Here is a 25964-nt window from a genome sequence, read left to right on the forward strand (position 1 = left end):
GTCCTGATCAGCGCAGCAGGCGCTGCAACAACCGTTTCAGATTGGCTGGTTTTAATGGCTTCAGCATAAAGTGGAAGCCGGCATTCAGCGCGTGGTCGCGGGTCTGTTGTTGTTGGTCGGCCGAATGGATCAGCACCGGTACCTGCAGCGCATAATGCTGCTGTAACTGCTGGGCGACTTCCACGCCTGTCGCCCCCTGATCCAGATGATAATCAAATAACAACAGGTCAACCGCATGGCCCTGACTAAGCCAATGTAGCGCCTGCGCCGGCTGCTGCGCCACTAACACCTGACAATCCCAGCTTCTGAGCAGTGCCGCCACCGCGCCGGATAATTGCGGGTCGTTATCCAGTAACAAAATCGTTTTGCCGTCGAAACTGACCTGCTGCTCACGGGGTTGCAGCAGCGGAGCTGCAGTCGCGGCCGAGGCGCACAGTGGCAGCGTGACGGCAAAGCAGCTGCCTTTACCGGGTTCTGAGCGCAGCGTCAGTGGGTGCTGTAATAAATCACTGATGCGCTGGCTGATGGCGAGACCAATGCCAAGCCCTTGATTATCTGCCTGTTTACCTTGCTGAAACTCCAAAAAGATCCGTTGCTGTTCATCCGGACTGATGCCGATGCCGGTATCCCAGACTTCAATCCGGAGTGCCGGTGCGCCATGTAACCGCGTGCGCCGGCAGCCGAGCAAGATTTTACCCTGATGGGTGTAGCGTAAAGCGTTGGCAACCAGATTCTGTATCACGCGGCGCAGCAAGCGGCTGTCGGTATCGACCCAAAGCCGGCTCGGCCGGTAGCGGAACCGGATCGGTTTGCCGCTCGCCAATAACCCAGCTTCACGGGCGATTTGGTCGAGCAGACTGCTGACACTGGCCGGCGCTTTTTGCGCTTTGATCACGCCGGCATCCAGTTTGGTCAGTTCCAGAATACTGGCCAGCAGTTCTTCTGCGGAATTCAACGAAGCGGCGAGGTCGCGCGCCAGTTGCTGCACCTGAGCGTCGGTGCTTTTTTCGCGGATCAGGCCACAAAACAAAGCGGCGGCATTAAACGGCTGCAATAAATCGTGGCTGGCGGCGGCAAAAAAACGGTTTTTGCTGGCGGTATGCTCTTCCAGCTGTTGTTTGGCACTGGCCAGCTGCTGATTCAGCAATTCGAGTTCTGAGGTGCGGCTCATCACGCGTTGTTCCAGCGTGCTGTTGCTCGCTTCCAGTTGCTGCTGCACGGCAATAAACGAGCTGACATCGCTGTAAGTGGTGACAAAGCCGCCGCCCGGCAATGGATGGCCCTGCATCTCAAACACCCGGCCATCACGCTGGCGGCGTTGAAAACGATAACTGCTGCCCTGACGCAGGAAATTCAGTCGTTTTTCGATCTCGGCGCTGATTTGCGCCGCATCCGGCAGCACAGCATCGTGAAACCAGCCGCGTTCGGCGTTATAGCGGATTAGGTCTGCGACTGGCCGACCCACCTCAATCAAACCGGCGGGATAAGCAAACATCTGCAAATAACGCTGATTCCAGGCGATGAGACGCAGATCGGCGTCCACCACGCTGATGCCCATACTGATATTGTCGATGGTGGCGCGCAGCAGCGCCTGATTAAACAAATACACCTGACTGGCTTCGTCGACAAAACGGGCAACCGATTCCAGCGGCAATTGACTGTTTTTGCCGGCGGCATTTAGCAGCAACCGCATCGACGCACCACCAACGACCGCTGCCAGTGTGCGTTCGGCACTTTGTTGCAGGCTTTGCGGCGCACGCGCATCCAGTTGTGGTGTGGTGGTCTTAAAGTGGCGTTGCAGTAACAGCCGCGCTTCGCGTTCGCCGGCAAAGCGGCGCACCAGCAGATAACAATCCTGCACCGTCAGCGGTGGCGATGGGTGGGCAGCTTGCGGTTTGCTCTGGCGGAAGAACCGTGCACTTTCCAGATATTCGGTCAACCGGGTCTGACTGAGCTGACTGACCAGCAACAACATCAGTGTGTTAACACTAAGGCTGACCACGACACCAAGACTGATCAGGTCAAACTGGCCGCCCAATAAAGCATTCGGAGCCAGCGCCGACAAGCCAAAAGGCCCATCATCCAGCCAATCCCAGTTCAGCAGGCCCGCACGACTGAGTTCCGGCAATAGCAGAATATAAGCCCACAGCGCGGCGCCGCTGAGTAAGCCTGCTAACGCGCCCTGACGGTTTACCCGGCGGCTGCGCAGCCCCAAAATTAGTGCCGGCGCCAATTGGGCGATCAGCGCAAATGCCATCAGCCCGAGCTGAGCCAGGCCGGTTTCGGTACCGATCAACAGGTAATACAGATAGCCAAGCGTTAACACACTGAGCATCGACAGCCGGCGCAGCGTCACCATCCGGATCCAGGGTTTGCCGTCGGCTGGTTTTTGTTGTTGCCGGTAAATCAGCGGCGTTAGCAAGTCGTTGGTGATCATAATACCGAGCACCACAGTGGCGACGATCACCATACTGGTGGCCGCGGAAAAACCACCGAGATAGGCCAGCAGCGCCATGTCGGTGCGATTGGCTGATAACGGCAGCTGCAGCACGACTAAATCGATACTGGCATGGTGGCCGAGCAATAAGGTGCCGGCGAGTGCAACCGGCAGCGTAAACAGACTCATCAGCAGCAGGTAACCGGGGAAGATCCAACGTGCATGCTTCAGATGCCGCAAGTGCTGAATTTCGACAAAACTGACATGGAACTGGCGCGGCAGGCATAAGGTGGCGGCAAAACCAAGCAGCACATGGATCCAGTACACGGAGACCGGAGCACCCTGGCTTTGCAGCGTAGCGACGTCGTCAGACAGCGCCGCTTTGGCAAAAATATCGGCAAATCCATCAAACAGGCCAAACACAACAAAACAGCCAACCGCCAACAGCGCCAGCAGTTTGACCAAAGATTCAAAGGCGATTGCGGTCATCAGGCCCGGATTGGGCTGGTGAGCTTTGGCGCTGCGACCAACAAATAACATGGCAAAAACGGCCAACCACAGGCTGACATATAAGCCGGTGTCCTGATACCAGTGGGTTGCTTTGGCCGTGCCGACCAGTGCATTGATACTGGTCGACACCGCCTGCAACTGCAGGGCGATATAGGGGATCACCGCCATCAATACTATCAGCGTGGTGATCACGGCCAGCAGACGGGAATGGCCATAACGGGTGGCAATAAAGTCAGCGACGGAAGTAATGCGCAGCCGCCGGCAGACCATGGCAATGCGGCTGATCAGGCCAAAGCCAAACCAGAACAGTAACAACGATCCGATATATGTAGGGGGGATCCACCAACCATTGACGGCGGCTTGTGCCGTCACGCCATAAAAGGCCCAGCTGGTGCAATAAATCGCCAGCGCAAAACTAAAGACCCAGGGCGCCAGCGGATGTTTGCCGGTAAAACGCCGACCCAGACGACCGACGCTGTATAACACCAATAAATAGAGCAGCGACAGCGCGGCAATGCTGCCAATCCCAATACTGCCCTGACTCAGAATCATCTCAGATGTTACCGGTTCCACCGCGAAGCCTTTGATTGTGCCTGAAGTTCTGGCTGGCGCAAAGGAGCAGCCGTTCGCTTAGTGCGTCACGATCTGGCTTAACGTGCCGTCCAGCCACCATCCAGCACCAGCGTTTGTGCGGTGATATGCCGCGCTGCCGGCGCGGTCAAAAACATTGCCGTGGCGGCAATTTCATCGACGCCAATAAAAGCTTTTTGCGGCATCGGCGCCAGCATGATTTTCTCAATCACTTCGGTTTCGCTGAGCTGATGCTCTTTGCACTGCGCGGCGATTTGCGCGTCGACCAGTGGGGTGCGCACATAAGCCGGGCAAATGGTGTTAATGGTGAAATCGAAATCGGCATTCTCTAACGCCACAACTTTGCTAAAACCCAACAAGCCATGTTTGGCGGCGACATAAGCTGATTTAAACGGCGAAGCGATCAGCGCATGAATAGAACCAACATTGATAATGCGGCCAAAGCCACGACTGCGCATGCCGGGCAGCAAAGCCTTACTCAGCATCGCCGGGCCGGTCAGCATCACCTGCAGCAGCTGCTGCCACTTGTGTTCCGGAAATTCATCAAGCCGGGCAACATGCTGGATCCCGGCGTTGTTGACCAGAATATCCACAGCACCGGCGGCGGCTGCCGCTTGTTCGATACTTTGCTGCTGCGTTAAATCTAATAACATCGCCGATGCAATACCGCCGGCTGCGACCAGCTCCGCTGCTTTTTCCTGTGCCAGCGTCAGATTAATATCCGCCAGGATCACTTCATGTCCGTCGGCGGCATAAGCTGAAGCCACCGCAAACCCGATACCACCGCTGCCACCTGTGATGAAAACCCGCATAACTGCCTCATTGCTCAAAAGTTTTAGGCCTAAAGATCTGAAGTTCAGGCTAGAAGGTTGTACACCGTAGGTAAACGGTACTTTAGTGCTATAACGAGAAGCGACCAAAAACAGCTGGTGAAAATAACAACACCAATACAATTAACTGCGACCTGCAGTGCGCCGTCGAACCGAGTAGATTGCAGAGAACTCCACACAGGCTCATTCATAGCGCTGAGCAGTTAGAAAACCGCACAAGTCTTTGCCAGAGCCCATATCTATGCTATGTTTCTGGGCATAACAATAAAATTATCTCGTGCTTCGATCGCAGTTTAGACCGTAAAAAACAGCTGATAACAATGTGTTGTGCCGTTGTTTCGTGTTAAGTCGGAAAAAGTCCTGCTCAGTTGCACTTCATTCTGTAGACCTGTCACGTAAGGAATTCTGCATGCAGACTTCAACCGCTTTAATCACCAACGATGCCGTCGTACTCGGCTTGCTGGCACTGATCCTGGGATTTGTATTCCACACCAGTAGTAGCAGCCATCCGTTCTGGCAAAAATTTTATAAATATGTGCCTTCGGTACTGCTGTGTTATTTCATTCCGTCATTATTCAACACTTTCGGTATTATCGATGGTGATACGTCGAAACTCTATGAGATGGCGTCACGTTATTTGTTGCCGGTCTGTTTAGTGTTATTGACATTGAGCATTGATTTCAAAGCTATCTTAGGACTTGGACCTAAAGCTTTGGCACTGTTTCTGACCGGTACTGTCGGCGTCATTCTGGGCGGCCCAATCGCACTGGCGACAGTTGGAGCTTTGTTCCCGGAGCAAATGGGTGGCGAAGGCGCGGATGCGGTCTGGCGCGGCATGGCGACTATCGCCGGCAGCTGGATCGGTGGCAGCGCCAATCAGGCCGCGATGAAAGAAGTGTTTCAGCCGAGCGGTGAGATTTTCTCGGTGATGATCACCGTCGATGTGGTTGTTGCGAACTGTTGGATGGCGATTTTGCTGTGGATGGCCGCGAACGCGTCGCGCATTGATAAAGCCAATGGTGCAGACACCCGGGCTATCGAAGCACTGCAGAGCAAAATTGAGAAGTACCAGGCGGAAAATTCCCGCAATCCGTCTACGTCAGATCTGATTAAGCTGCTGGCCGTTGGTTTTGGCTTGGCCGGTCTGGCGCACTGGATGTCTGATTACATCGTGCCATTTATCAAAACCAATGCGCCAGAACTGGCGATGTATAGCCTGACCAGCAGTTTCTTCTGGATCGTGGTGTTGGCGACCACTTTTGGTTTGTTACTGTCTTTCACCAAAGCGCGTGAGCTGGAATCCGTTGGCGCGTCAAAAGTCGGTTCTGTGATGGTGTATGTGCTGGTCGCGACTATTGGTATGCATATGGATATCACCGCAGTCGTCGATTACCCAGTGATGTTCCTGGCCGGTGTTGTCTGGATCTCTTTCCATGGTTTATTGATGTTCGGCATGTTGCGGCTGTTAAAAGCGCCGGCGTTTTATATGGCGGTGGGTAGTCAGTCCAATATTGGTGGTGCGGCATCTGCGCCCATCGTTGCCGCAGCCTTCCATCCGGCGTTAGCGCCAGTTGGTGTGCTGCTGGCGGTACTGGGTTACGCGCTGGGGACTTATGGCGGTTACCTGTCCGCATTAATCATGCAGTCGATTGCACCATAACGGTTGTATCGAATAAAAAAGGAGCCGGTTGGCTCCTTTTTTTGTTGCGATGGTTTATCAGCGTGGGCAGACGGCGGTGGATTCACGCACCAGCAATTCCGGAATAAATACCGGTTGCTGTTCAACGGCGCTGCGGGTATTGCCGGGTCTGGTGTGACGGAACAACAATTCTGCAGCTTGCGACGCGATGGTACTGTTGGGCTGGTTCGCAGTGGTCAGCGGCGGCCAGGTCTGGCGCGAGAACGGGCTGTTTTCAAAACCGACAATCGACAGCTGCTCTGGAATAGCGACATTAGCCAGGCGGGCGCTAAACAGCGCACCGGCGGCGATTTCGTCGTTACAGGCAAAGATCGCCGTCGGTTTATGCGCCAGGCCCAACAAGTGCTTGGCGCCTTTGATGCCGGATTCAAACGAATAGCTGCCAGGTACAACAAATTTCGGATTGGCCTGAATACCGCGTTTAGTCAGTGCAGCCTGAAAGCCAGCCAGACGTTCGCCACTCGAACTGTGTTCTTCATCACCGCACAAAAACGCGATCTCGGTATGCCCCAGTTCCAGCAAATGATTAGTGATTTTAAAGGCAGCTGTGAAGTCGTCGACCAGCACACAATTATTCAATTTTGGCGATGGCGTTGAGCCGGAAATGATCCGGACAAAATCCACTTCAATCCGTTCCAGTGCTTCCGCTATTTCCGGCATTTCAGAAAATGGCGGCGTCAGCACCAGACCGGCGAGGCGGGCATGCTGCACCACATCAATCACTTCCTGCACGATGTTGGCAGACTTGGCATTGGTTGGGTGGATTAGCAGTTCATAACCGTGTTTGCGGCACGCATCGAGCAAACCCTTTTGCATATCAATGATGTAGTAGGCGTTTGGGTTATCGTAGATATAACCGATGCTGTAAGAACGCGTGCTGGCCAAATTCCGCGCGGCCGCATTAGGCTGATAGTTCAGCTGGGCAATGGCGGCCGTGACTTTATCCAGCGTGGTTTTTTTCACCGACGGCTCGTTGTTCATCACCCGCGATACCGTCTTGATTGACACTCCGGCCAGTTCAGCGACGTCATTAATCGTTACTTTCATAGCGCTTCCAGGCAAATTAAACGCTGTCAGCCGGGTCGTCACAATGCCTGTGACAGCCCGAAACGCCGGTGTTTTGCACCAACAATGACAGCGGTAGTCATTTTGTAAGAATTATTGAACTAAGGGATACAACGTTTTGGCCAAAACAGCAATTGTTTATTTATCAAAAAATGAACAGTGGAATGGATGGAATATTTATTTTTCAAAAAAATATAGAAAATACAGCCTGTTATGAGTGGTTTGAGCAGCGAGATGAGGAAAATCCCACTGTCCTGTTCTAAAATCAGCCGCGATGAGCTGGTTGTCCTGATCGGTAAAATCAGTCTAAAAAATCAGCGAATGGGGTTTGCAAAGTAAATTTAATTTGTGTATGTTGAGATTTAATGACAGCGTTGTCATTGCAGGACAGAAAAAATTCATCGCACACGAAGAAAAAAACAGGAATGGGAGAAGCTTATGTCGCACAATAAAATGAATAAATGTGCCGTAGCGGTCAAACTGGGTCTGATGGTTGGTACTGTGGCGTTTACCGCGCCGGTATTCGCTCAGCAGGCACAGGCTGATGGCGCACAACAAAAAGAACAACAAGTCGAAGTGATTCAGGTTCGTGGTATCCGTGCCAGTACTGCCGCAGCAATTAACACCAAACGTTTTGGTACTTCACAGGTCGACGGTATCACTGCACAAGACATCGGTAAGTTACCGGACGTGACTATTGCAGATTCTCTGCAACGGATCACCGGTGTACAGATTGAACGTGTGGCTGGTGAAGGTGGCCCGGTGGCGATCCGTGGTTTACCACAAATCGATACAACACTGAACGGCGAAGTATTTTTAAGCGCGACGACGATTGACTCCTCACGTGCCGACTACGGCGATCTGCCATCTCAACTGTTCTCTGGTGTTGATGTATTTAAATCCGGCGAAGCCAAACAAAGCGCCAAAGGGATTTCAGGTTCCATCGATTTAAGAACCCGTCGCCCGTTTGATATGGATGAAGGTTTCACTTTTGCCGGTGGTGCAGAAGCGACTCGCGGTTCAATCAGCAAAGAAACTGATCCGTCAGTCAACGGCCTGTTTTCATTCCGCGAAGATAAATGGGGCGTGTTAGTCTCTGCCGTTACGTCAGAAGCGAATCTGGCGACTGACTACAACGGTTACTTCGATACCTCTGAAAACGGTGGTATCGGTGCGGCAAACAACAACTTTACCTGGGGTGCCAACCCACGTGGTGACAAAGTCCGTCACGTCGTACCACAAGGCTTTGCTGCTTTTAACAAGCAGGAAGAGCGTGATCGTAACGCATTCCAGGCATCTTTCCAGGCTGAAGTTGCCAACGGTTTTGAACTGATCGCTGATTACTTCTATACCGATCAGGAACGGTTTAACGCCCGCAGTGGTTTCTCACAAAATAACCGTTGGTACACTTTCAACGACTACGCATTCCCAACGGCCAATGGTCGTACTGGTGACAAATTCACTGACAAAGACGGCAATGCGTGGGAAGCAGTCAATGCGTTCCAGCTGCGTCCATGGCGTATGCAGTCATTCACTCAGGTGAATATCAACGAAGAAAAATCACGCAACCTGAACCTGCAACTGAAAATCGATCAGGGCGGCCCGCTGAAAGGCGACATCCGCGTGACGCGCGCTGACGCATCACACACCATGCGCCACGGTTACGGTGAAGGCGATATGCTGAGCATCGACAAAGGCACCCTGGTTACAGGCCCTGGTCAGTTCTCACAAGGTGCTAACTGTAAAAACGGTGAAGCGATTGTTGGTGTGAACGGTGGTTGTTTCGCCCGTTTCTCACCAGGTGGCATCGAAGACAACAAATTCCTGCTGACTTATGACGCGTCAGGCAAACACCCGGTATTTGGTGGTTTTGATCAAATCGTTAATGGTGGCGCCGGTGCCCGCAGTGTTGCGGCCTACATGGCAGATCTGAATTCTTACCATATCGGTGCGTTCTCTTCAGAAGGCAATACTGACACTAACGGCGAAATCAATACCGTCAGCACCAAATGGAACTATGAGTTCCAGGAAGGCTTCGTTAAGAGCGTCGATTTCGGTATCCGCGCGCTGGAACGTTCAGTTGACCGTGCTGACTTCACTTACACGTCAGATTTCGGTAATGGCTGTGATATCGCACAGTGGAAAGCGGTGGATCAGTACATCAACTCAGCAGGTTGTGAAGGCAATCCTGCAGCGGGTGAGAAACTGAAAGTTGATACCGTGTTTGATGGTCAAGTAATCAAAGCGGGCACCTGGATGCCTTACACCCTGTTAGGCCCAACTCGTCTGGATAAATACACCTCAGTGTCTTATCAGACTAACTTTGGTGGTGTACAGGGTATTCCTGGCGTTTGGGTGATTGACCCAAGCAACTTCCGTGACCCACGTGCATTCCACGAAAAAACTTTCGGCAACGTCAAGCGCGTTGAAAACGCCGGCGCCAGCTATGATGTTGGTCTGGACGAGTTCAACTACTTCGCACAAGCCAACTTCGAGCAAGGCATTGTTAGCGGTAACTTCGGTATCAAAGTGATCGAAACCGAATTGTACGTCAAACAAAACCTGACTGGTCAAAACTTACCACACAGCGGCCTGGCACCAGATGCCGGTGATGCCGTGACAACCCGCACCTACACCGACTACCTGCCATCATTAAACGTGAATGTTGAAGCAGCAGAAGATGTGATTCTGCGTGGTGCTTTCTCGAAAAACATGCAACCGCTCGACCTGATGGTCTGGGGTGGTGGTAAGTCAGTCGGTATGACCATCGACGGCAGCTGTAACTGTCTGCGGGTCCGTAACGGTAACCTGACGGGTAACCCAAGCCTGAATCCGTGGCGTTCAGACAACTTCTCGTTGTCAGCTGAATACTACATGGGCAGCGCGTCAATGGCCTATGTGTCTACCTACAAAATCGACATCGAAAGCTTCACGAAGAGCGGCGAAATCATGGTTGATGAGCCGGATCTGGACGGTGTGAAACGTGGTCCATGGCCATTCACTACACAAGTTCAGGGTGACGGCGGTAACGTGACAGGTCTGGAGATCGGCGGTCGTCTGGCACTGAACGACGTGCTGGATGAAGGCAGCTTCCTGTCGCACTTCGGTTTAGATGCGAACTACACGCTGAGCAAATCGAAACAAGACAAAAAAGACGTACTGGGTAAAGAGTTACCATTCCCAGGCATGTCAGAAGATACCTACAACTTTGTTGTATGGTACGAGCAGGGTGGTTTCTCAACCCGTCTGGCATGGAACTCACGTAGCCCACGTTTGATCACGCAGGGTTCAGATGCGGTTGGCGGCCAGTCACTGTATCAGGACACCTATTCACAGTTAGATCTGAGTGTGTCATATGATTACGACGACATGACCAGCTTCTACGTGAACGGTTCAAACATCACTGAAGAATTCCAGCAAACTTACCTGGAATTCGAAAGCCAAAAAGCATTCCAGAACGTGTATGAAGCACGCTGGACTGCCGGTGTACGTGTGAAGTTCTAAGCGCAGTTAATTGCTAAAAAATAAAACCGTCGCAGCCTCTGCGGCGGTTTTTTTTCAGCAGAAACTGCAATAAGGTAGCACTGACGAGTGCAGCGAATTCACAGCAGACAGAGCAGCAATAATGATGCAAAAAACTACAATAAAAACCATTGTGATTGTCGGTGGCGGCACGGCCGGTTGGATGTGCGCCGCGGCACTTTGTCAGCATTTCAGCGCCCAACAATTCCGCAATCAACCGGTAAAGATCCGGCTGATTGAATCATCGGAACTGGGCACAGTCGGGGTCGGTGAATCGACTATCCCGAGCATCCGCCGGTTTTACGCCCGGCTCGGCCTGACTGATCCGCAAGTGATCGCAGCGACCAAAGCAACCTGTAAACTCGGTATCGAATTTAGGAACTGGCGCACTGTTGGCAGCAGTTTTATCCACCCGTTTGGTCTGTTTGGCCAGCCGGTGCAGGACGTGCCTTTTATTCATTGTTATCTCAAAGCGCAGCAGTTGGGTGACACCACGCCGTTGGCGGCCTATTCGCTCGGCGTGAATATGGCACTGCAGAACAAATTTTGTTTACCGGCGCCGCAACCGCAGTCGATGCTGAGTATTTTTGACTGGGCACTGCATTTCGATGCCTCGCGCTTTGCAGTATTGATGCGGGAATACAGCGAGGCTCGCGGGGTTGAGCGCACTGATGCGGTGATCAGCGAGGTGCTGAGCAATGCCAATGGCATTGAGGCGTTGGTGTTGCAAAGCGGCGAAGTGGTCAAAGGCGACTTTTATGTCGACTGTACCGGCTTTAAAGGCATGCTGATTGAAGAAACGCTGCACAGCGGTTACGAGAACTGGTCGCAATGGTTGTTCTGCGATCGGGCCATCGCGGTACAAAGTGAAGTCAGTGGCGCACCGGTGGCCCGCACTAAAGCGACCGCGCACAGCGCCGGCTGGCAGTGGCAAATTCCATTACAGCACCGTCATGGCAATGGTTATGTCTATGCCAGTGCCTGCATCAGCGATGACGAAGCGACGGCAACGATGTTGTCGCATGTCAGTGGTCAACCACTGCACAATCCACGTCAGTTCCGTTTTACCCCTGGCCGGCGCAAACAGTCCTGGGTCAAAAACTGTGTGGCACTGGGCCTGGCTTCCGGTTTTCTCGAGCCACTGGAATCGACCAGTATCGCCTTGATTGAAACCTCGATTGACCGGCTGCTGCAAACGTTCAGCACGCCGGCTTATGATCAGGCTGATGTGGATCGGTTTAATGAAGTCACCAAACTCGAATACGAGCGGATCCGCGATTTTATTATCCTGCATTACAAAGCGAATCAGCGGGATGATGCGCCGTTATGGCGACAAAGCCGGGCAATGACTTTACCCTCTGAGCTGGCGGCCAAAATGCAGGCCTATCAGGAGCATGCTCAGGTGCCGCGGCTGCCGTGGGAAATCTTTGGCGCTGACAGTTGGCTGGCATTGTATGACGGCCTGGGCGTCAAGCCCGGCGCCTTTGATACCAGAGCCGACAGCTTACCACCGCAGCAATTATTGACTCAGTTAAAGCAGATGCGTGACTACATCAGCCGGACCGTGCAGGCGGTACCGGAACATCAGGAATTTTTACGGCGTTTCTGTGGCTATCAGAGCATGCCACAAGTAGTAGCAGGGGCCAGCAAGTGAACAGCACAACAGCACAACCTATTGAGAAATTTGTTATCGCCGGTGGTGGTACTGCCGGTTGGATCGCCGCAGCGACGCTGGCACGGATTTTTGCCGGCAGTAAAGTCCGCATCGAGCTGGTTGAATCTGAAGAGATTGGCATTATTGGCGTCGGTGAAGCGACGATCCCACCATTACTCTCAACTTTAGAGAGCCTTGGCATTGATTTGGTTGAATTTATCAAAGCGACACAAGCCACATTTAAATGGGGCATCCGGTTTGAAGACTGGCATACCAAAGGGCAAGGTTATTTCCACCCCTTCGGTGTATTGGGAAAACAAATCGACGGCCATGATTTTTATCAGTGTTGGTTAAAATGTCGCGCGATGGGCGATACGTCAGTGCTGATGGCGCATTCACCGGAAGCGGTGCTGGCCGAAGCCAATAAGTTTTTCCTGCCACATCAGGCCGCCAATACACCGCTGGCGATGGCGCAATATGCGCTGCATCTCGATTCGGCGCTGGTCGGACAATATTTACGCCGGTATGCCGAAAATCTCGGTGTGGTGCGCCACGAAGGTAAAATCGCTGCGGTGCAGCAACATCCTTGCGGCGATATCAAGGAACTGCTGCTGGATGATGGCCGGGTATTAAGTGGCGAGTTTTTTATCGACTGCACCGGCTTCCGTGGTTTGTTGATTGAACAGACGTTAAAAGCTGGTTACGAGGACTGGTCCTATATGCTGCCCTGTAACAAGGCAGTGACGGTACAGACGGAAAACGTCGCGGATCCAAGACCTTATACCATCGCCCGCGCCCAAGACGCCGGCTGGACCTGGCAAATTCCGCTGCAGCATCGCGCCGGTAACGGCTATGTGTACTGCAGTGATTTTATCAGCGACGAGCAAGCGAAACAGACGTTGTTGCAGACGGTCGAAGGCACACCGCTGATCGAGCCACGGGTGATCCCATTTGTCACCGGCATCCGCAAACAACCATGGCAGCGCAATTGTCTGGCACTCGGACTAGCGCAGGGCTTTCTCGAACCGCTGGAATCGACCGCTATTCACTTAGTGTCAAAAACGCTGGCGCTGTTTGTGCGGATGTTCCCGGACCGCGGCGACAACACGGCGCTACGCAATGAATTTAACCGTCGGGTGTACAGCGATTATCAGGAGATCCGCGATTTTCTGGCACTGCATTATTGTGAAACTAACCGCAGCGACACCGAGTTCTGGCGCTGGTGTCAGCAGATGCCGGTCTCCGACAGCTTGCGTTACAAACTGGATTATTTCCGCCACAGCGGCAGCATTATTCCGGGCGCCGAAGAGTTATTCCAGCCGACCAGCTGGTATGCGGTATTCACCGGTATGGGCGTGCTCCCGACCCGGTATAACCCAACCGTTGACGTGCTGAATGCACAGAAGCTGCAGCAGAGCCTGCAAGCTGGCCAACAAGGTATTTTGCGTTACGCGCAGACACAACCTTCGCATGGCGATTTCTTGCGCCAATATTGTGCGGCGCCAAAGTTGATGTGAGGGTGTGCTGAGCCCCGGCGCGTGAAAACGCCGGGTATTCGGCAATCTTGCGTCTGATGGATCAGAGCGGCGCGGCTGCGCAGTGCTTGCTGATAAAGTCCTGATGACTGACGGCGGAACCTGCCGCTTGTTGGATCGATTGCTTAAGCTGAGTTAAACGTTGTTGCATCAGGTCAAGTGGCACCTGGCCTGCGCGTGGGTCATAGCCCTGCGCCTGAAAGCGATAGCCGTTGTACATCGCCAGCCAGCTGGCGCCTTTAAACGATTCCTGATCATATTGCACCAGATGACCGCGTTCGCGGTAAAGGTCCATCTTGTGCTGCAAGCTGTCGGGCACTTGCATCGCGGCGCAGTACCGCCAGAATTCGGAATCACGCCGGTCAGTCAGTTTGTAGTGCAGGATCAGGAAATCACGGATGTTTTCCAGCTCTGTATTATGCAGCCGGTTCACTTCAGCGATGGCTGCTGGGGCAAAATCCTGATCCGGGAAAAATGCCTGCAGTTTTGCGATCGCCGTCTGCACCAAAGAGATGCTGGTCGATTCCAGAGGTTCAAGGAAGCCACTGGCAAGGCCAAGGGCAAAACAGTTTTTGTGCCAGATCACGTCACGCCGGCCCGGTGTGAAACTTAGTTTCCGCGGGCTGTTAAGCACTTCACCTTCGACGGTGTCCAGCAGAGTTTGCCGGGCGGATTCGTCGCTACAAAAGGCACTGGCATAGATGTGGCCATTGCCCATGCGGTGTTGCAATGGGATGCGCCACTGCCAGCCGGCATCCATTGCTATCGAACGGGTGTAGGGCAGGATCGGACCGGTACGGACCGTTTGGACCGCCTGCGCCGCATCACACAATAACCACTGTTGCCAGCTTTGATAGCCGACGCCAAGCGCTTCGCCCAGTAACAGACTGCGAAAACCGGAGCAGTCGATAAACAGTTCGGCATTTAGGGTTTCACCATTATCCAGCACCAGCTGATCAATAAATCCGCTGGTCGGATGCAGCACCACCTGACTGATCTCTGCATCCAGGTGTTTGACGCCGGCTGCCATCGCATGTTGTTTCAGATATGCCGCGTACAACGAGGCGTCAAAGTGATAGGCATAATTAAAATCAGCCAACGGCGAGCTGGGCTGTGGATGTGGCTGGGCAAATTTGTCCTGTCGTGCCAGCGCACTGGCAAAGGAATAGTCTTCAAAATTAACCGGATGACCAGCCAGAGCCAACCGGTTCAGATAATGATGAAAGGCGACCTGATCGATCGGCAGACCAAAATCAGAAAACGGATGGAAAAACCGGCTGTCCTGCTGATACCAGTTTTCAAACTGGATCCCGAGTTTAAAGCTCGCCTGGGTGGCTTTGATAAAGGCAATTTCTTCCAGACCAACCTGATGATTAAAATGCACGATACCAGGAATAGTCGCTTCGCCCACGCCGACGGTGCCGATCCGGCTGGATTCGATCAAGGTGATGTGCAGCGGCTCTGCTCTGGCCATTCGGGCCAGGCTGATTGCCGCCATCCAGCCTGCGGTTCCGCCGCCAACAATCACAACCGACGAAATGGGTTTTGCCATGACTTCTCTGCTTATATAATGAAATTGACAGCTTATTTAGCACTGCACTGACAGCGTTGTCAATCGCTGTGGCGGCAGTGCTGGTGCTGGCTTTGTTGCGCTGGCGGCATCGGCAGTTTTTGCGCCAAAAACCTCGCCATTTGTTTGAGCAACATGCGTGTCTCCGGTGCCTGCGGCAATGCAGCAGCAAAGACATGCAGCATGCCATCATACAGATCCAGCTGCGATACAGCCGGATACTGTCGCTGAGCAGCAGTTCACGACCGCCGCTTTGGATCAATGTTGGCGGAAACTGTGCTGAATATTGTGCATAGACCGGGGACAGTCTGCTCAGCCAACGTCACGCCACTGTGCTGTATTTGTGCAAGCGCAGCGGTCCGTGCCGCGTGGTCAACTCGCTGACGCAGCGCCGGCCAGGCCGCATGATCACCAGACTGTGGAAAAGACGGCAAGGCGCTGAGTGCCGGCAGTTGCTGCCGATTCCGCCTGAGCCGGTGTCACACTGCCACATAGTGCCAGCAAGTTTATTCGCCGCAAGGCTGACTGCCAGCGGCGACTCATGCTGCGCTGAGCCTATTGTTCAGATGATAAGCCAGTCGCAAAGCCAGCGCCGCGATCGTCAGGGTAGGATTAACACTGGATCCACTGGCAAACACATTGCCGCTATTAAGATACAGATTTGGATGGTCATGTGCGCGGCACTGGCAGGCATTATTTGATTATTTTGTGTTTCGTCAGGACGCTGCTGATTTCAGTCATATCCCGGACAAGACCGCCGCTATCCAACGTCATGTAAATGAACAGGATCGGCACGAAATTTTTCGATCGCGGGGTGCTGAGCTGGAAACAATACGGCAAGTGATTGATTAAAAGCTGATATTTATCAATGTATAGCGAAAAAGATCATATAAAAATATGATATTTTTTTGCTGCATGAACGGTTGAGTAAATTTTTTGTATTTTATTTCCGTGCAGTTGCACAAAAAATATATAAGGAATTTACATAATGCTTCATAACAAAATGTTGGTATTAAGTAGTTTACTGACGGTGGCCTCAGCTTCTGCTGCGGTTGTCCAGTTAGACCAACTGACTTCCGATCAATTACTGTCACCGTTTAACCAGCGCTGTCAGGGAGATACGAGCTGCCTCAATAGCCGGTTTAATGAACCGGTCAATATCGTTGTCAGCCCGATGACACTTCACTACGGTGAAGTTGAATTCAATGGTTTGCCAGTATCGGTAGACAGCCGCGTTTACACGGTTCGTAACTGTACTTCGTTACCACGCACGCAAAGTACTTCCTTTAGTACCAGTAAAGTGTCTGGGATTAAAATCGAAACGAAAGACAGTGTTGTCACGGGACAAAAGCTCACCCGAGAAATCAATCTGAAGTTTCCGGTGAAAAGCTTCAAATTTGGCAGCAGCCTGAAATCAAGTTACGAAAAAACGGTTGATTTCAGTACTGCCAATGTGGCTGAAAGTACGACCAGCATTTTTGAAACAGTTCCCGTCACTACAACAGTCCCGCCTTACACCGTCAAAATAGTCAAATACAACTCAATAGCACTGAGCGGAAAATTACCGTTAACTGCGACTGGTAAAATTAATGGCACCACCAGATTTGGCGACTACAGCACTGTAGTTTCGACGCCATATGTGACGTTGACCGGCGATTTACTTGCATTCGAACACAGTGAAATCCGCCACGAGTTCTATGAATATCCGCAAGGCAACGCAACAGCCTGCCGCAACTTTAGTATTCCTGCCGCGGCTGCAAGTCCAAGCCATGGTCTGCAGGCGACCACTCGGTCTGGACACAATGTTCATCCTCTAACCGAGGAATCGGCAGACGTGAAAGTGGCAACACCATCACCACTAATGGTCAGAGTCCGACTGCCTGACAACGCTTCTGCATGTCCCGTCACCTTTAACTTTGGCCGTGACCAGATTGCGGTCCTTGGCACAAGGGGGGTCTGGTCAGATTGGCAGGTGTTATCTGTTGCTGACAGCAAAAAGCAGCGACTGACGATGGCTCACAATTGTGATTCCACGCCACAAATTGAATACAGCCTGGTCTCGGAATAAGGATATTAAGATGAAAAAAATATTTGTAGTGTCTTTGTTGGCAGCAAGTTTTGCACAAGCCGGTGAACTGAAGATCCCGCTCGATAGCAGTGCTGTGTTTAAGGATAAAGTTTATAACAGATGTAATGCGCAGTGGGCTGGCGGTGGCTCAGCGATGAATAAAACGCAGTTTATGCAGCAATGCACAATCCGCGAATACGGAAGTTTAATGAACAATATCAGCCTGATACCTGCTTCCGGGATTCAGCAATACACCATGCAGCAAGGAGATCCGGTTTCTGCCGGTTCTACCAGAGTCGTGATTAAAAATTGCACAGGACAAACCGAAGTTCATAAACGCTCGCAGAAAATTGAATTAGCTGATGCTTTAAGTGCGACCACCAGCAACTCGGTAAAAGTGACATACAGCAATAGCCTCGCAGTGTCGGTAACAGGCCCTGACGATGTCCTGAATGCAGCTTCAAATAAGGATTTATCGGTATCGGTGAACCTGTCGAAATCACAAACCACAAATGGTCAGCATAAACGTATTGAGAGTGTGGAAATTGAAGAAGCGGTACCGGCTTATACTGCACTGATCATCGGTTACCGTAATGCCCGCGCCGATACTTTGCTCACTTTTAGCGGCAGCTATTTTCTGAAAGCTGATTACTACGGCTCCGTTTCGGACACTAGCAGAAGCTACCAGCTCAGCGGGACAGCCGTATACAGCAATACTCACTTGTCATCAGATACTGAGCTGTTTGAGGAAGCTTTACCGGTAGATCCGGTGGCCTGCCGGAATTATCAGATCCCAGGCGCGCGTGTGTTGTAAAAATGTCTGAAAATTCGACAAATAGATAATGACAGCGTTGTCATATGCTGGTAGGATGCTTTTAACATGAACACAAAGTCAGTTGTACTTCTGTTTATGCCAGCCAGAATCAGTTGACGCAGCGCGACCTGATCCTGGTGCACAGTATCGGATTGACTGGTGTCCGGTACTGTCTCCCTTGTCGCAGACTGACGCATTGGTAGTTGGTGTTTCAGGCTGACCAGCCACACGGATGTTGTGTTTATTTGCCAATCCTTATCCAAGGGTATTTGCAGGATACTGAGTTCAGTGTCCTGCTTTTTTTTGTGCATGCTGTCTCTGGCATTCATCCTGCTCACGCAATTATTTCTTTACTGAACATTTAGGCCATTTAGTCAGCCCAACATCTGCGATAGTCTGCTTTATTTCACCAGAGGTTAGTCAAATCATGAACAACAGGTTGCGCTGGGGCATCTTGGGTTGTGGCAATGTTACCGAGGTTAAGAGCGGTCCGGCTTATCAGCAAACACCGGGTTTTGTGGTGCAGGCGGTGATGCGCCGTGACGCCACGAAGGCCGCTGATTACGCCAGACGGCATCATGTGCCGGTCTGGTACAGCGATGCCGATGCTTTGATCAACGATCCACAAGTCGACGCGGTGTATATCGCCACGCCACCAGACAGCCATCTGATGTATGCGCTGAAAGTTGCCGCGGCCGGCAAAATCTGTTGTGTCGAAAAGCCGATGGCGCTGAATACACAGCAGTGTGCAGAAATGAATGCGGCATTTGCTGCGGCGGGAGTGCCGTTATTTGTCGCTTATTACCGGCGTAGTCTGCCGCGGTTTTTGCAAATCAAGCAGTGGCTGGATAGCGGGCGCATTGGCATTGTGCGACATGTGCAGTGGAACTTTAGCCGCAGCGCCAATCCGCTCGATTTAACTGGCGCCGCCAACTGGCGCACAGATCCGGCGCAGGCTGGCGGCGGTTATTTTGTTGACCTTGCCAGTCATGGCCTCGACTTATTGATGTATTTACTTGGCGACATTACGCAAGTGCAAGGGCAGGCGCTGAACCAACAAGGCTTATATGCCGCAGAAGACGCAGTCACGGCGCAGTGGCAATTTGCACCGGATGCGGCTGGCCATATCGCGACTGGCAGTGGTTTCTGGCATTTTGGCACCGACGGCCGGCGCGATGCGGTCGAAATTATTGGCAGCAAGGGCCATATCCGTTTTTCCGTATTTCAGGACGAGTCGTTGCAACTGACAGTACAGGGAGTGACGGAGGAGGTCTTTATCGAGAATCCGCCGCATATTCAGCAGTACCATGTCGCGAATATCGCTGCGCAGATCCGGGGTGAATTGCAGCATCCTTCATCAGGTGACAGCGCGTTGCGGGCAACCGCAGTGATGGAACAGATCCTGGCGGGGCGGGCTTAAGGTTTAAACTGTTTGATGCGCCAGATAGAATAAAGCCGGTTTACACCGGCTTTGTGATGGTTCCGAGTGATCAGTTCTACGGCCTGTGATCCGGCAATTTGCTGATCCGGCTGCTGCGGCCATCGAAACTGCGGCTGCGCAACCAGACTTCGGCACTGGCGCTCACTTGCACACCTTCCTGATACCGCAGCCAGCTTTTGCCCTGATCCAGGCTGTATTCGATGCCGAGGCCCGGCAACGCTACATTGGCCTGTAGTGTACCGTTTTTGATCTCAGCGCCAACGACCGGCAAATAATAATGCACGCCGGCCACACTCATTTTGGGCAGCTCTTTTTCCGCCAGGACACGGGCGAACATCTGCCAGGATTTATCACGCGCAGCAGTGTCGGCTTTATCACCTTCCCATGCCGCATGATGCCAGGCACGTTCAGCGATCGGCACCAGTCGTGGAAATACCATCTGCTCTAATTGCTCGGCGGTACGGATCGTTTCAGTCCAGACCTGGCCTTGCACGCCGAGAATATTCTCCGGTTTTTCCAACGTCGGCAGCGCGCGGCCGACTAGCTGTTCCAAATCAGTGATCACCGCGCCACTGCGGGTTTTATCAGCGTTGGCATAAACATGGTCTGGCATGTAACCAAAGATCCGTTTGGGGTCGGTATAACGCGCAGCCCAATAATAGCCACGCTCTTCCGGATGGGCTTCATTCGGGTGGTCCAGGTACAAGTGCGTACCATGTGACAACACCACCTGATAACCGGCATTGGCCAGCCGGTACGCCCGATCTGCCACCCCCCATTCCCAGATATTGTCCCAGACGTTGGCATAGACCTGTTTGCTGGCAAACTGATCGCGGTTAAACGGGTTGACCGGATCGTACATCAGCCCGTCTTCCCAACCGCCGAGCCCCAGCTGACGTTTGTGCAGTAAGTCGGCAACTTTGCTGACAAAATAAGGTTTTAAATCAGCGACACCGGCCACGCCCGGCAGCGCTTTGGCAAACAAGGCCTGACATTGTGGCGACGCAGTCCAGCTGCCGGCACCGACTTCATCACCACCCATATGATAAGTGCTCAGCTTCAGGCCGGCGGCGCGGTACATCTGCTGCAGCTCATAAATCACTTTGTCAATAAAGGCATAACTCGAATCCATACAGACGTTGACCGAGTTATCGTTGTAATTCTGTACCGTCAGATACTTCGAAGTATCCAGCGGATCGCTCAGCAGATATTGCTCTGCTTCGGCTTTTTTGCCTTGTTTCAGCAGCCGCTGATAACGCGCCTGCATCGATTTAACTGCAGCGCGGGCATGGCCCGGCATATCAATTTCCGGGATCACTTCGATATGGCGGGCATTGGCAAATTTCAGGATCTCAATAAAATCGTCTCGGCTGTAAAAACCATTGCCGGAGCCATCTTTGTGCGGTCCTGTGCCCAGCTGGGTCAGCAGGCACTGCTGCTCACTGAGGTCAAAACAGCGTGTTGCACCAATGTCGGTCAGTTCCGGCAGACCTGGGATCTCCAGACGCCAGCCTTCATCTTCGGTTAAATGCAGATGCAGTTTATTCATTTTGTAACGGGCCATCTGCTCGATCAGCCGCAGCGTGACCGCTTTACCATGGAAATTCCGGCCCATATCGTAATGCATCCCACGCCAGCGATAACGCGGACTGTCGCTGACTTCCTGTTGTGCCAGGCTGACACTGTCAAATTGCGCCGGCGTCAGGCTTAACAGCGATTGCAGGCCATAAAACACACCGGCATTGTCCGCGCCGCTGATGCTGATCTGGCTGTCGGTGAGCGCCAGGCGATAACTTTCCGCCGTTTTTAAGCTGGGGTCGACGCGTAGCACAATCTGTTTTTTCGCCGCATCGACAATGCCGGGCATTTTATTCAGGGCCAGTCCGGCCTGAGCAAAACGTTCCTGCAGATAAGCCGCTTCAGCCGTGAGTCGGCCAGGAAAACGGATGGTCCATTGTTTATCCAGCAATAAGGTGCCGCCGGTCAGGCGTTGTTGTTTTGGCGTTGGAATAATTTGGTCCGCAACTTTCAGATCCGTATTCAGCGGTGCATTGACCGCTAAGTTGTCCTGATAACGACTCTGAGTATCGGCCACTTTATATAAGTCAGGCTGAGGCTTCTCGTAGCGGTACAGCTGTTCTTTATGGCGAAACGGTGCAACAAACTGCGTCAAATCTTCCGTGTTGGTATTGCGAAAAATCTCTGGCTTTAAATTGCCAGCGACAATAAAGGCCCGCGGCATAAAATCGCTGTAACTGACCAGGGATGGCGCACCGCTGACTTCAATCGAAATAGCAGCGCCGGGCGCCAGACCTTTAAATGCTTTGGTCGGTGTCAGCCGATGCAAGTCGCCTTGAATATGCTCCAGTTTCAGGCCGGATTGTGCTTCAGCTTTGAGCAGGCGCACAGCATGAAAATAAATCTGCCAGTTGCCGGTCCCGGCGGCTAAGGCCTGGGTTGATTTGTTGTGCAGACGGTACTGGCCTTTAAAAGTACCGGGTTTGTCCTGAAAATTACTGATCACGGCCATTTCAAACTGGGCCTGACTGGCGAATGTCTCTAAATCTGTCTGCTGGCTAAACTGGCGGGCAAACAGCGTCGGCGCAAACAGCAGCGCAGCGGCGGTTGTAGCAAAAACAAGCTGAGATCTCTTCATCGTATTTCCTGTTGCAAACAGCAGTGCGGACACACTGCTGATCTGTTTTAAGCGGTTTTCCTCAGAGATTACGGTATAGTGACTGAGTTAACTCGCTGATTTTTATTTTATTTTTCCTACGCGCACTGACAATACAGCTAAATTAAGTCTGATTTTTAATCAGGGGTCTTGTTATTTGTCAAAATTATTATATGCTGAACTGAAAAAATGACAACGCTGTCATAATTAAAAGTGCCGAATTTTTCTACAGGGGCCATTACCGGCCTTCAGACACGGCAAAGACAGCCGCATTGCGTGCAACGAGGGTGCTTGATGAGTAGCGAAGCAGGGCAGCACAGCCCATTGTATTTAGGCATTGATGGCGGCGGCAGCAAATGCCGTGTCGTGATCGTTGATGCAGCGGATCAGCTGTTAGGCGAGGGGCTGGGTGGTCCCGCCAATCCATTGCGTGGCATGAAAGTCGCGACGGATTCTATTCTGACCGCTACCCAGCAGGCTTTGCAGGCTGCCGGCATGACATTTAATGACATGTCACGTCTTATCGCCGGTGCCGGCCTTGCCGGCGTCAATATGCCGCAATATTTCCAATTGTTCAGTGAATGGCAACATCCGTTTGCCGAATTCCATTTGACCTCCGATCTGCATACGGCGTGCATTGGCGCACACAAAGGCGAAGATGGCGCCGTAATTATTATCGGTACAGGTTCCTGCGGCCTGGCAGATGTCAAAGGCCAGTGTCTGGATATCGGTGGCCATGGTTTCCCTTATGGCGATAACGGCAGTGGCGCCTGGTTCGGTAATCAGTTGGTACACCATGTGCTGCTGCACAAAGATCAGATTGGTGCCGCGACTTTGCTGACTGAGCTGCTCACAGAAGCGCTTGGTGTCAGCGCCACGCTGGAAATCGTCAGTCATTTTATGCATGCCACCCCAACTGTATTTGCCCGCTATGCACCGCTAGTTTTTGCTGCAGCAGAACAGGGAGATCAGGTCGCTGCTGAGATTATTCAGGCCGGTGCCCGTCATATCGAGAATATTGCTTTGCGGCTGTTCAGTCTGGATCCGCCGCGCCTTGCACTGATCGGCGGCCTTGCTTATAAAGTGCAGCCTTATTTATCCGCACAGGTCCAGGCCTTGATTGTACCTGCGCAGGCGTCCCCTGAATTCGGTGCTGTCTGGTTCGCGCGGCAGCGCCGGGCCCAAGGTCAGCACGAGTTTTTATCCGTCTCCAATCAATGAAGTGAGTATTCGCATGACCAGCACCATCATGGCGCAAGAAGCCGCAGAAGCCCCAATCCGTATCCGTGAGCAGCTCCAGACCAATGCGGCCACTATTGCCGCCGTGGTTGCGCAGATCCGTCAGCGTCAGCCGAAATATGTCTACATGGTCGGCCGTGGTTCATCAGATCATGCCGGTGTGTTTGGCAAATACCTGATTGAAAGTGTGATTGGTCTGCCGGTTGTGGCGGCTGCGCCATCGATTGCCAGTGTGTACAACAAACAGCTTCAATTGACTGATGCACTGGTGATTTGTATTTCGCAAAGTGGCCGCAGCCCGGACATTCTGGCGCAGGTCGCGATGGCGAAGAACACCGGCGCTCTGGTGGTTGCCCTGGTGAATGACACCACGTCGCCGCTGGCAGAGCAGGCCGATTTTGTCGTGCCGTTATTTGTCGGTCCGGAAAAAGCTGTTGCTGCGACGAAGAGTTATCTGGCTACTTTAAGCGCGTTATTGCAGCTGGTTGCAGTTTGGTCCTGTGATGCAGACCTGCAGGCGGCAGTTGATCGTTTACCGGAATTGCTGCTCGAAGCGCAACAATTACCGGCGCAACTGACCGCTGAAGCTGTGGCTAACGTGCAGCATTGTGTGGTGCTCGGCCGTGGTCCTGGTTATGCGATTTCTCGTGAAATTGCGCTGAAGTTAAAAGAAGTCTGCGGCATTCATGCCGAAGCTTTCTCCAGCGCAGAGTTTCTGCACGGCCCGGTCACGCTGGTGAAAGATCAGTTCGCCATTATTGACGTGTCGATCCAGGACGAAGCCTATCAGGCGCACAAAGCGCAGATCGCTGAAGTGCAAAGCCGTGGCGCCAGTCTGGTCCACCTGCATCATGGTCTGCTTGCCAGCCATCCACGTGTCCTGCCGTTGTTATTGTTACAACGCTTTTATCTCGATGTGGAAGCGGTCGCGCGCAGCCGTGGTGTCAACCCGGATGCACCGCCGGGCTTAAATAAAGTAACCAAAACAGTTTAACGAAATCAAACGAAACCATTTTGAATGTACGAATGGTTTCGTTTTTCTTGTGCCTGACGTAGTATGGCTGTTGGACGTCTGGAAAAGTCAGGATTAGAGGAGCGGAATTGATGCAACAACCCACGCAACAGCAGTGGTCAGTCGCGCGGTTATTTGATGGCGAACAGTGGCACACCAACGTCAGAGTGACGGCCGAGGCTGGCTTGATCACAGAAATCGCGGCCTGTTCAGCGGCTGAATGTACTGATCTGACGCTGGCCCCCGGTTTTATTGATGTGCAAGTCAACGGTGGCGGTGGTGCTTTATTTAACACTGCGCCGACCATCGACAGTCTGCGCACCATGCTCAAAGCCCACGCTGGTTTTGGCACGACCGCGATGTTACCGACCGTGATCACTGACTCTGTGGCAACGATGCAGCAATGCGCCGATGCCATTGCTGCGGCTGTTGCCGCGGTTGAACCCGGTATTCTCGGTGTGCATTTCGAAGGCCCGCATTTATCAGTACCAAAACGCGGTGTGCATCCGACGGAGCATATCCGCGGTTTATCCGCCGACGAACTCGCTTTATATGGCCGCACCGATTTAGGCATCAAGCTGGTGACTGTCGCACCGGAGAATGTAACGCCGGAACAAATTCGCCAGTTAGTTGAATTGAACGTGATTGTTTGTCTCGGCCATTCCAACGCTGACGGCGCGACAGTGGCAGCTGCGCTGGCCGCCGGTGCGACCGGTTTTACCCATTTGTATAATGCCATGTCGCCGCTGACCTCGCGTGAACCCGGCATGGTGGGTGTCGCGCTCGCTGATCGCAATAGCTGGTGCGGTATCATCTTTGATGGTCACCATGTTCATCCGGTTGCAGCAAAACTGGCGCTGGCCGCCAAACCGCGTGGCAAAATGCTGATAGTGACTGATGCCATGTCACCGGTGGGCACCAATGATACTGAATTTCCGTTTTTTACCGGTAAAGTTACCCGCGTCGGCAACAAACTGACCAATGATGCCGGCTCACTGGCCGGTTCAGTACTGGATATGGCTGGCGCGGTGCAGTATGCCGTGACAGAACTCGGCACTGAACAAGGCGAAGCGCTGCGGATGGCGGCATTATATCCGGCCGAGTTTTTGGGCATCGCTGACCGTGCAGGCCGGATTGCGGCCGGTTACCGCGCCGATTTGGTTCTGCTTGATCAAAAAGGTGTGGTACAACAGTGCTTTATCGCAGGTCAGTCGTTTAAATAGTTTGAAGTAACAACAACTAGCAAGATCACAGGGCAACCAGGCTGACGTCTATGTCAGCTCACATAAGAACAACCGATAAG

Annotated in this window: 15 protein-coding genes and 1 pseudogene; 10 read left to right on the forward strand and 6 right to left on the reverse strand. The window is 52.6% G+C overall.

Translation table 11 applies throughout. The features are described from left to right. Positions 1-7: 7 nt before the first annotated feature. Together ACQ66Q_RS11950 and ACQ66Q_RS11955 are read right to left on the reverse strand one after the other, a co-directional pair. Positions 8-3520, reverse strand: a complete 3513-nt coding sequence (locus tag ACQ66Q_RS11950) for a PAS domain-containing hybrid sensor histidine kinase/response regulator (RefSeq protein WP_430457014.1) — start codon at positions 3518-3520, stop codon at positions 8-10. 77 nt (positions 3521-3597) lie between these two features. Next, positions 3598-4350: a 3-hydroxybutyrate dehydrogenase gene (locus ACQ66Q_RS11955; RefSeq protein ID WP_430457015.1), complete on the reverse strand. Its 753-nt coding sequence runs from the start codon at positions 4348-4350 to the stop codon at positions 3598-3600. Positions 4351-4777: 427 nt separating this feature from the next. Here ACQ66Q_RS11955 and ACQ66Q_RS11960 point away from each other — a divergent pair, with 427 nt between their 5' ends. Beyond that, positions 4778-6028 carry a DUF819 domain-containing protein gene (locus ACQ66Q_RS11960; RefSeq protein ID WP_430457016.1) on the forward strand — a complete coding sequence of 417 codons (1251 nt, stop codon included), beginning with the start codon at positions 4778-4780 and terminating at the stop codon, positions 6026-6028. A gap of 57 nt (positions 6029-6085) precedes the next feature. On the opposite strand, the gene ACQ66Q_RS11965 is transcribed toward ACQ66Q_RS11960, so the two are convergent. Continuing rightward, complete coding sequence (locus ACQ66Q_RS11965) at positions 6086-7114, reverse strand: LacI family DNA-binding transcriptional regulator (RefSeq protein ID WP_430457017.1); 1029 nt, start codon at positions 7112-7114, stop codon at positions 6086-6088. A gap of 456 nt (positions 7115-7570) precedes the next feature. On the opposite strand from ACQ66Q_RS11965, the gene ACQ66Q_RS11970 reads away from it, so the two are divergent. The 3 genes from ACQ66Q_RS11970 (at position 7571) to ACQ66Q_RS11980 (ending at position 13825) form a co-directional block, all read left to right on the forward strand. Further along, on the forward strand, positions 7571-10636 hold the full coding sequence (locus ACQ66Q_RS11970; protein WP_430457018.1) for a TonB-dependent receptor: 3066 nt from the start codon (positions 7571-7573) through the stop codon (positions 10634-10636). Positions 10637-10757: 121 nt separating this feature from the next. Continuing rightward, on the forward strand, positions 10758-12308 hold the full coding sequence (locus ACQ66Q_RS11975; RefSeq protein WP_430457019.1) for a tryptophan halogenase family protein: 1551 nt from the start codon (positions 10758-10760) through the stop codon (positions 12306-12308). Further along, positions 12305-13825 carry a tryptophan halogenase family protein gene (locus ACQ66Q_RS11980; protein ID WP_430457020.1) on the forward strand — a complete coding sequence of 507 codons (1521 nt, stop codon included), beginning with the start codon at positions 12305-12307 and terminating at the stop codon, positions 13823-13825. The genes ACQ66Q_RS11975 and ACQ66Q_RS11980 overlap by 4 nt, the downstream gene beginning before the upstream one ends. A 61-nt stretch (positions 13826-13886) precedes the next feature. Here ACQ66Q_RS11980 and ACQ66Q_RS11985 read toward each other — a convergent pair whose 3' ends face one another. Together ACQ66Q_RS11985 and ACQ66Q_RS11990 are read right to left on the reverse strand one after the other, a co-directional pair. Further along, the gene (locus ACQ66Q_RS11985; RefSeq protein ID WP_430457021.1) at positions 13887-15395 is read right to left on the reverse strand and encodes a tryptophan halogenase family protein; all 1509 of its coding nucleotides are present in this window, start codon (positions 15393-15395) and stop codon (positions 13887-13889) included. 557 nt (positions 15396-15952) lie between these two features. Then, positions 15953-16087: pseudogene (locus tag ACQ66Q_RS11990) on the reverse strand (hypothetical protein); the annotation flags it as partial. A gap of 314 nt (positions 16088-16401) precedes the next feature. Here ACQ66Q_RS11990 and ACQ66Q_RS11995 point away from each other — a divergent pair. From ACQ66Q_RS11995 to ACQ66Q_RS12005, 3 genes are all read left to right on the forward strand, one after another. Next, entirely contained in the window at positions 16402-17481 is a 1080-nt protein-coding gene (locus ACQ66Q_RS11995) for a hypothetical protein (protein WP_430457022.1), read from the forward strand. A 10-nt stretch (positions 17482-17491) separates the two neighbouring features. Next, on the forward strand, positions 17492-18295 hold the full coding sequence (locus ACQ66Q_RS12000) for a hypothetical protein (RefSeq protein WP_430457023.1): 804 nt from the start codon (positions 17492-17494) through the stop codon (positions 18293-18295). Between the two features lie 427 nt (positions 18296-18722). Further along, complete coding sequence (locus ACQ66Q_RS12005; RefSeq protein WP_430457024.1) at positions 18723-19715, forward strand: Gfo/Idh/MocA family protein; 993 nt, start codon at positions 18723-18725, stop codon at positions 19713-19715. Positions 19716-19791: 76 nt separating this feature from the next. Here ACQ66Q_RS12005 and ACQ66Q_RS12010 read toward each other — a convergent pair whose 3' ends face one another. Further along, positions 19792-22392, reverse strand: a complete 2601-nt coding sequence (locus ACQ66Q_RS12010) for a family 20 glycosylhydrolase (RefSeq protein WP_430457025.1) — start codon at positions 22390-22392, stop codon at positions 19792-19794. Positions 22393-22704: 312 nt separating this feature from the next. On the opposite strand from ACQ66Q_RS12010, the gene nagK reads away from it, so the two are divergent. The 3 genes from nagK to nagA all read left to right on the forward strand — a co-directional run bounded on the left by nagK (position 22705) and on the right by nagA (position 25884). Then, on the forward strand, positions 22705-23631 hold the full coding sequence (gene nagK / locus ACQ66Q_RS12015) for an N-acetylglucosamine kinase (protein WP_430457026.1): 927 nt from the start codon (positions 22705-22707) through the stop codon (positions 23629-23631). 13 nt (positions 23632-23644) lie between these two features. Further along, on the forward strand, positions 23645-24643 hold the full coding sequence (gene nagB-II / locus ACQ66Q_RS12020) for a glucosamine-6-phosphate deaminase NagB-II (protein WP_430457027.1): 999 nt from the start codon (positions 23645-23647) through the stop codon (positions 24641-24643). 110 nt (positions 24644-24753) lie between these two features. Next, positions 24754-25884 (forward strand): N-acetylglucosamine-6-phosphate deacetylase, encoded by a 1131-nt coding sequence (gene nagA / locus ACQ66Q_RS12025; protein WP_430457028.1) that lies wholly within the window; start codon positions 24754-24756, stop codon positions 25882-25884. The last annotated feature ends 80 nt before the right edge of the window (positions 25885-25964 follow it).

Origin of the sequence: Rheinheimera sp., from assembly GCF_965283995.1 — a bacterium.
GTDB lineage: Bacteria > Pseudomonadota > Gammaproteobacteria > Enterobacterales > Alteromonadaceae > Pararheinheimera.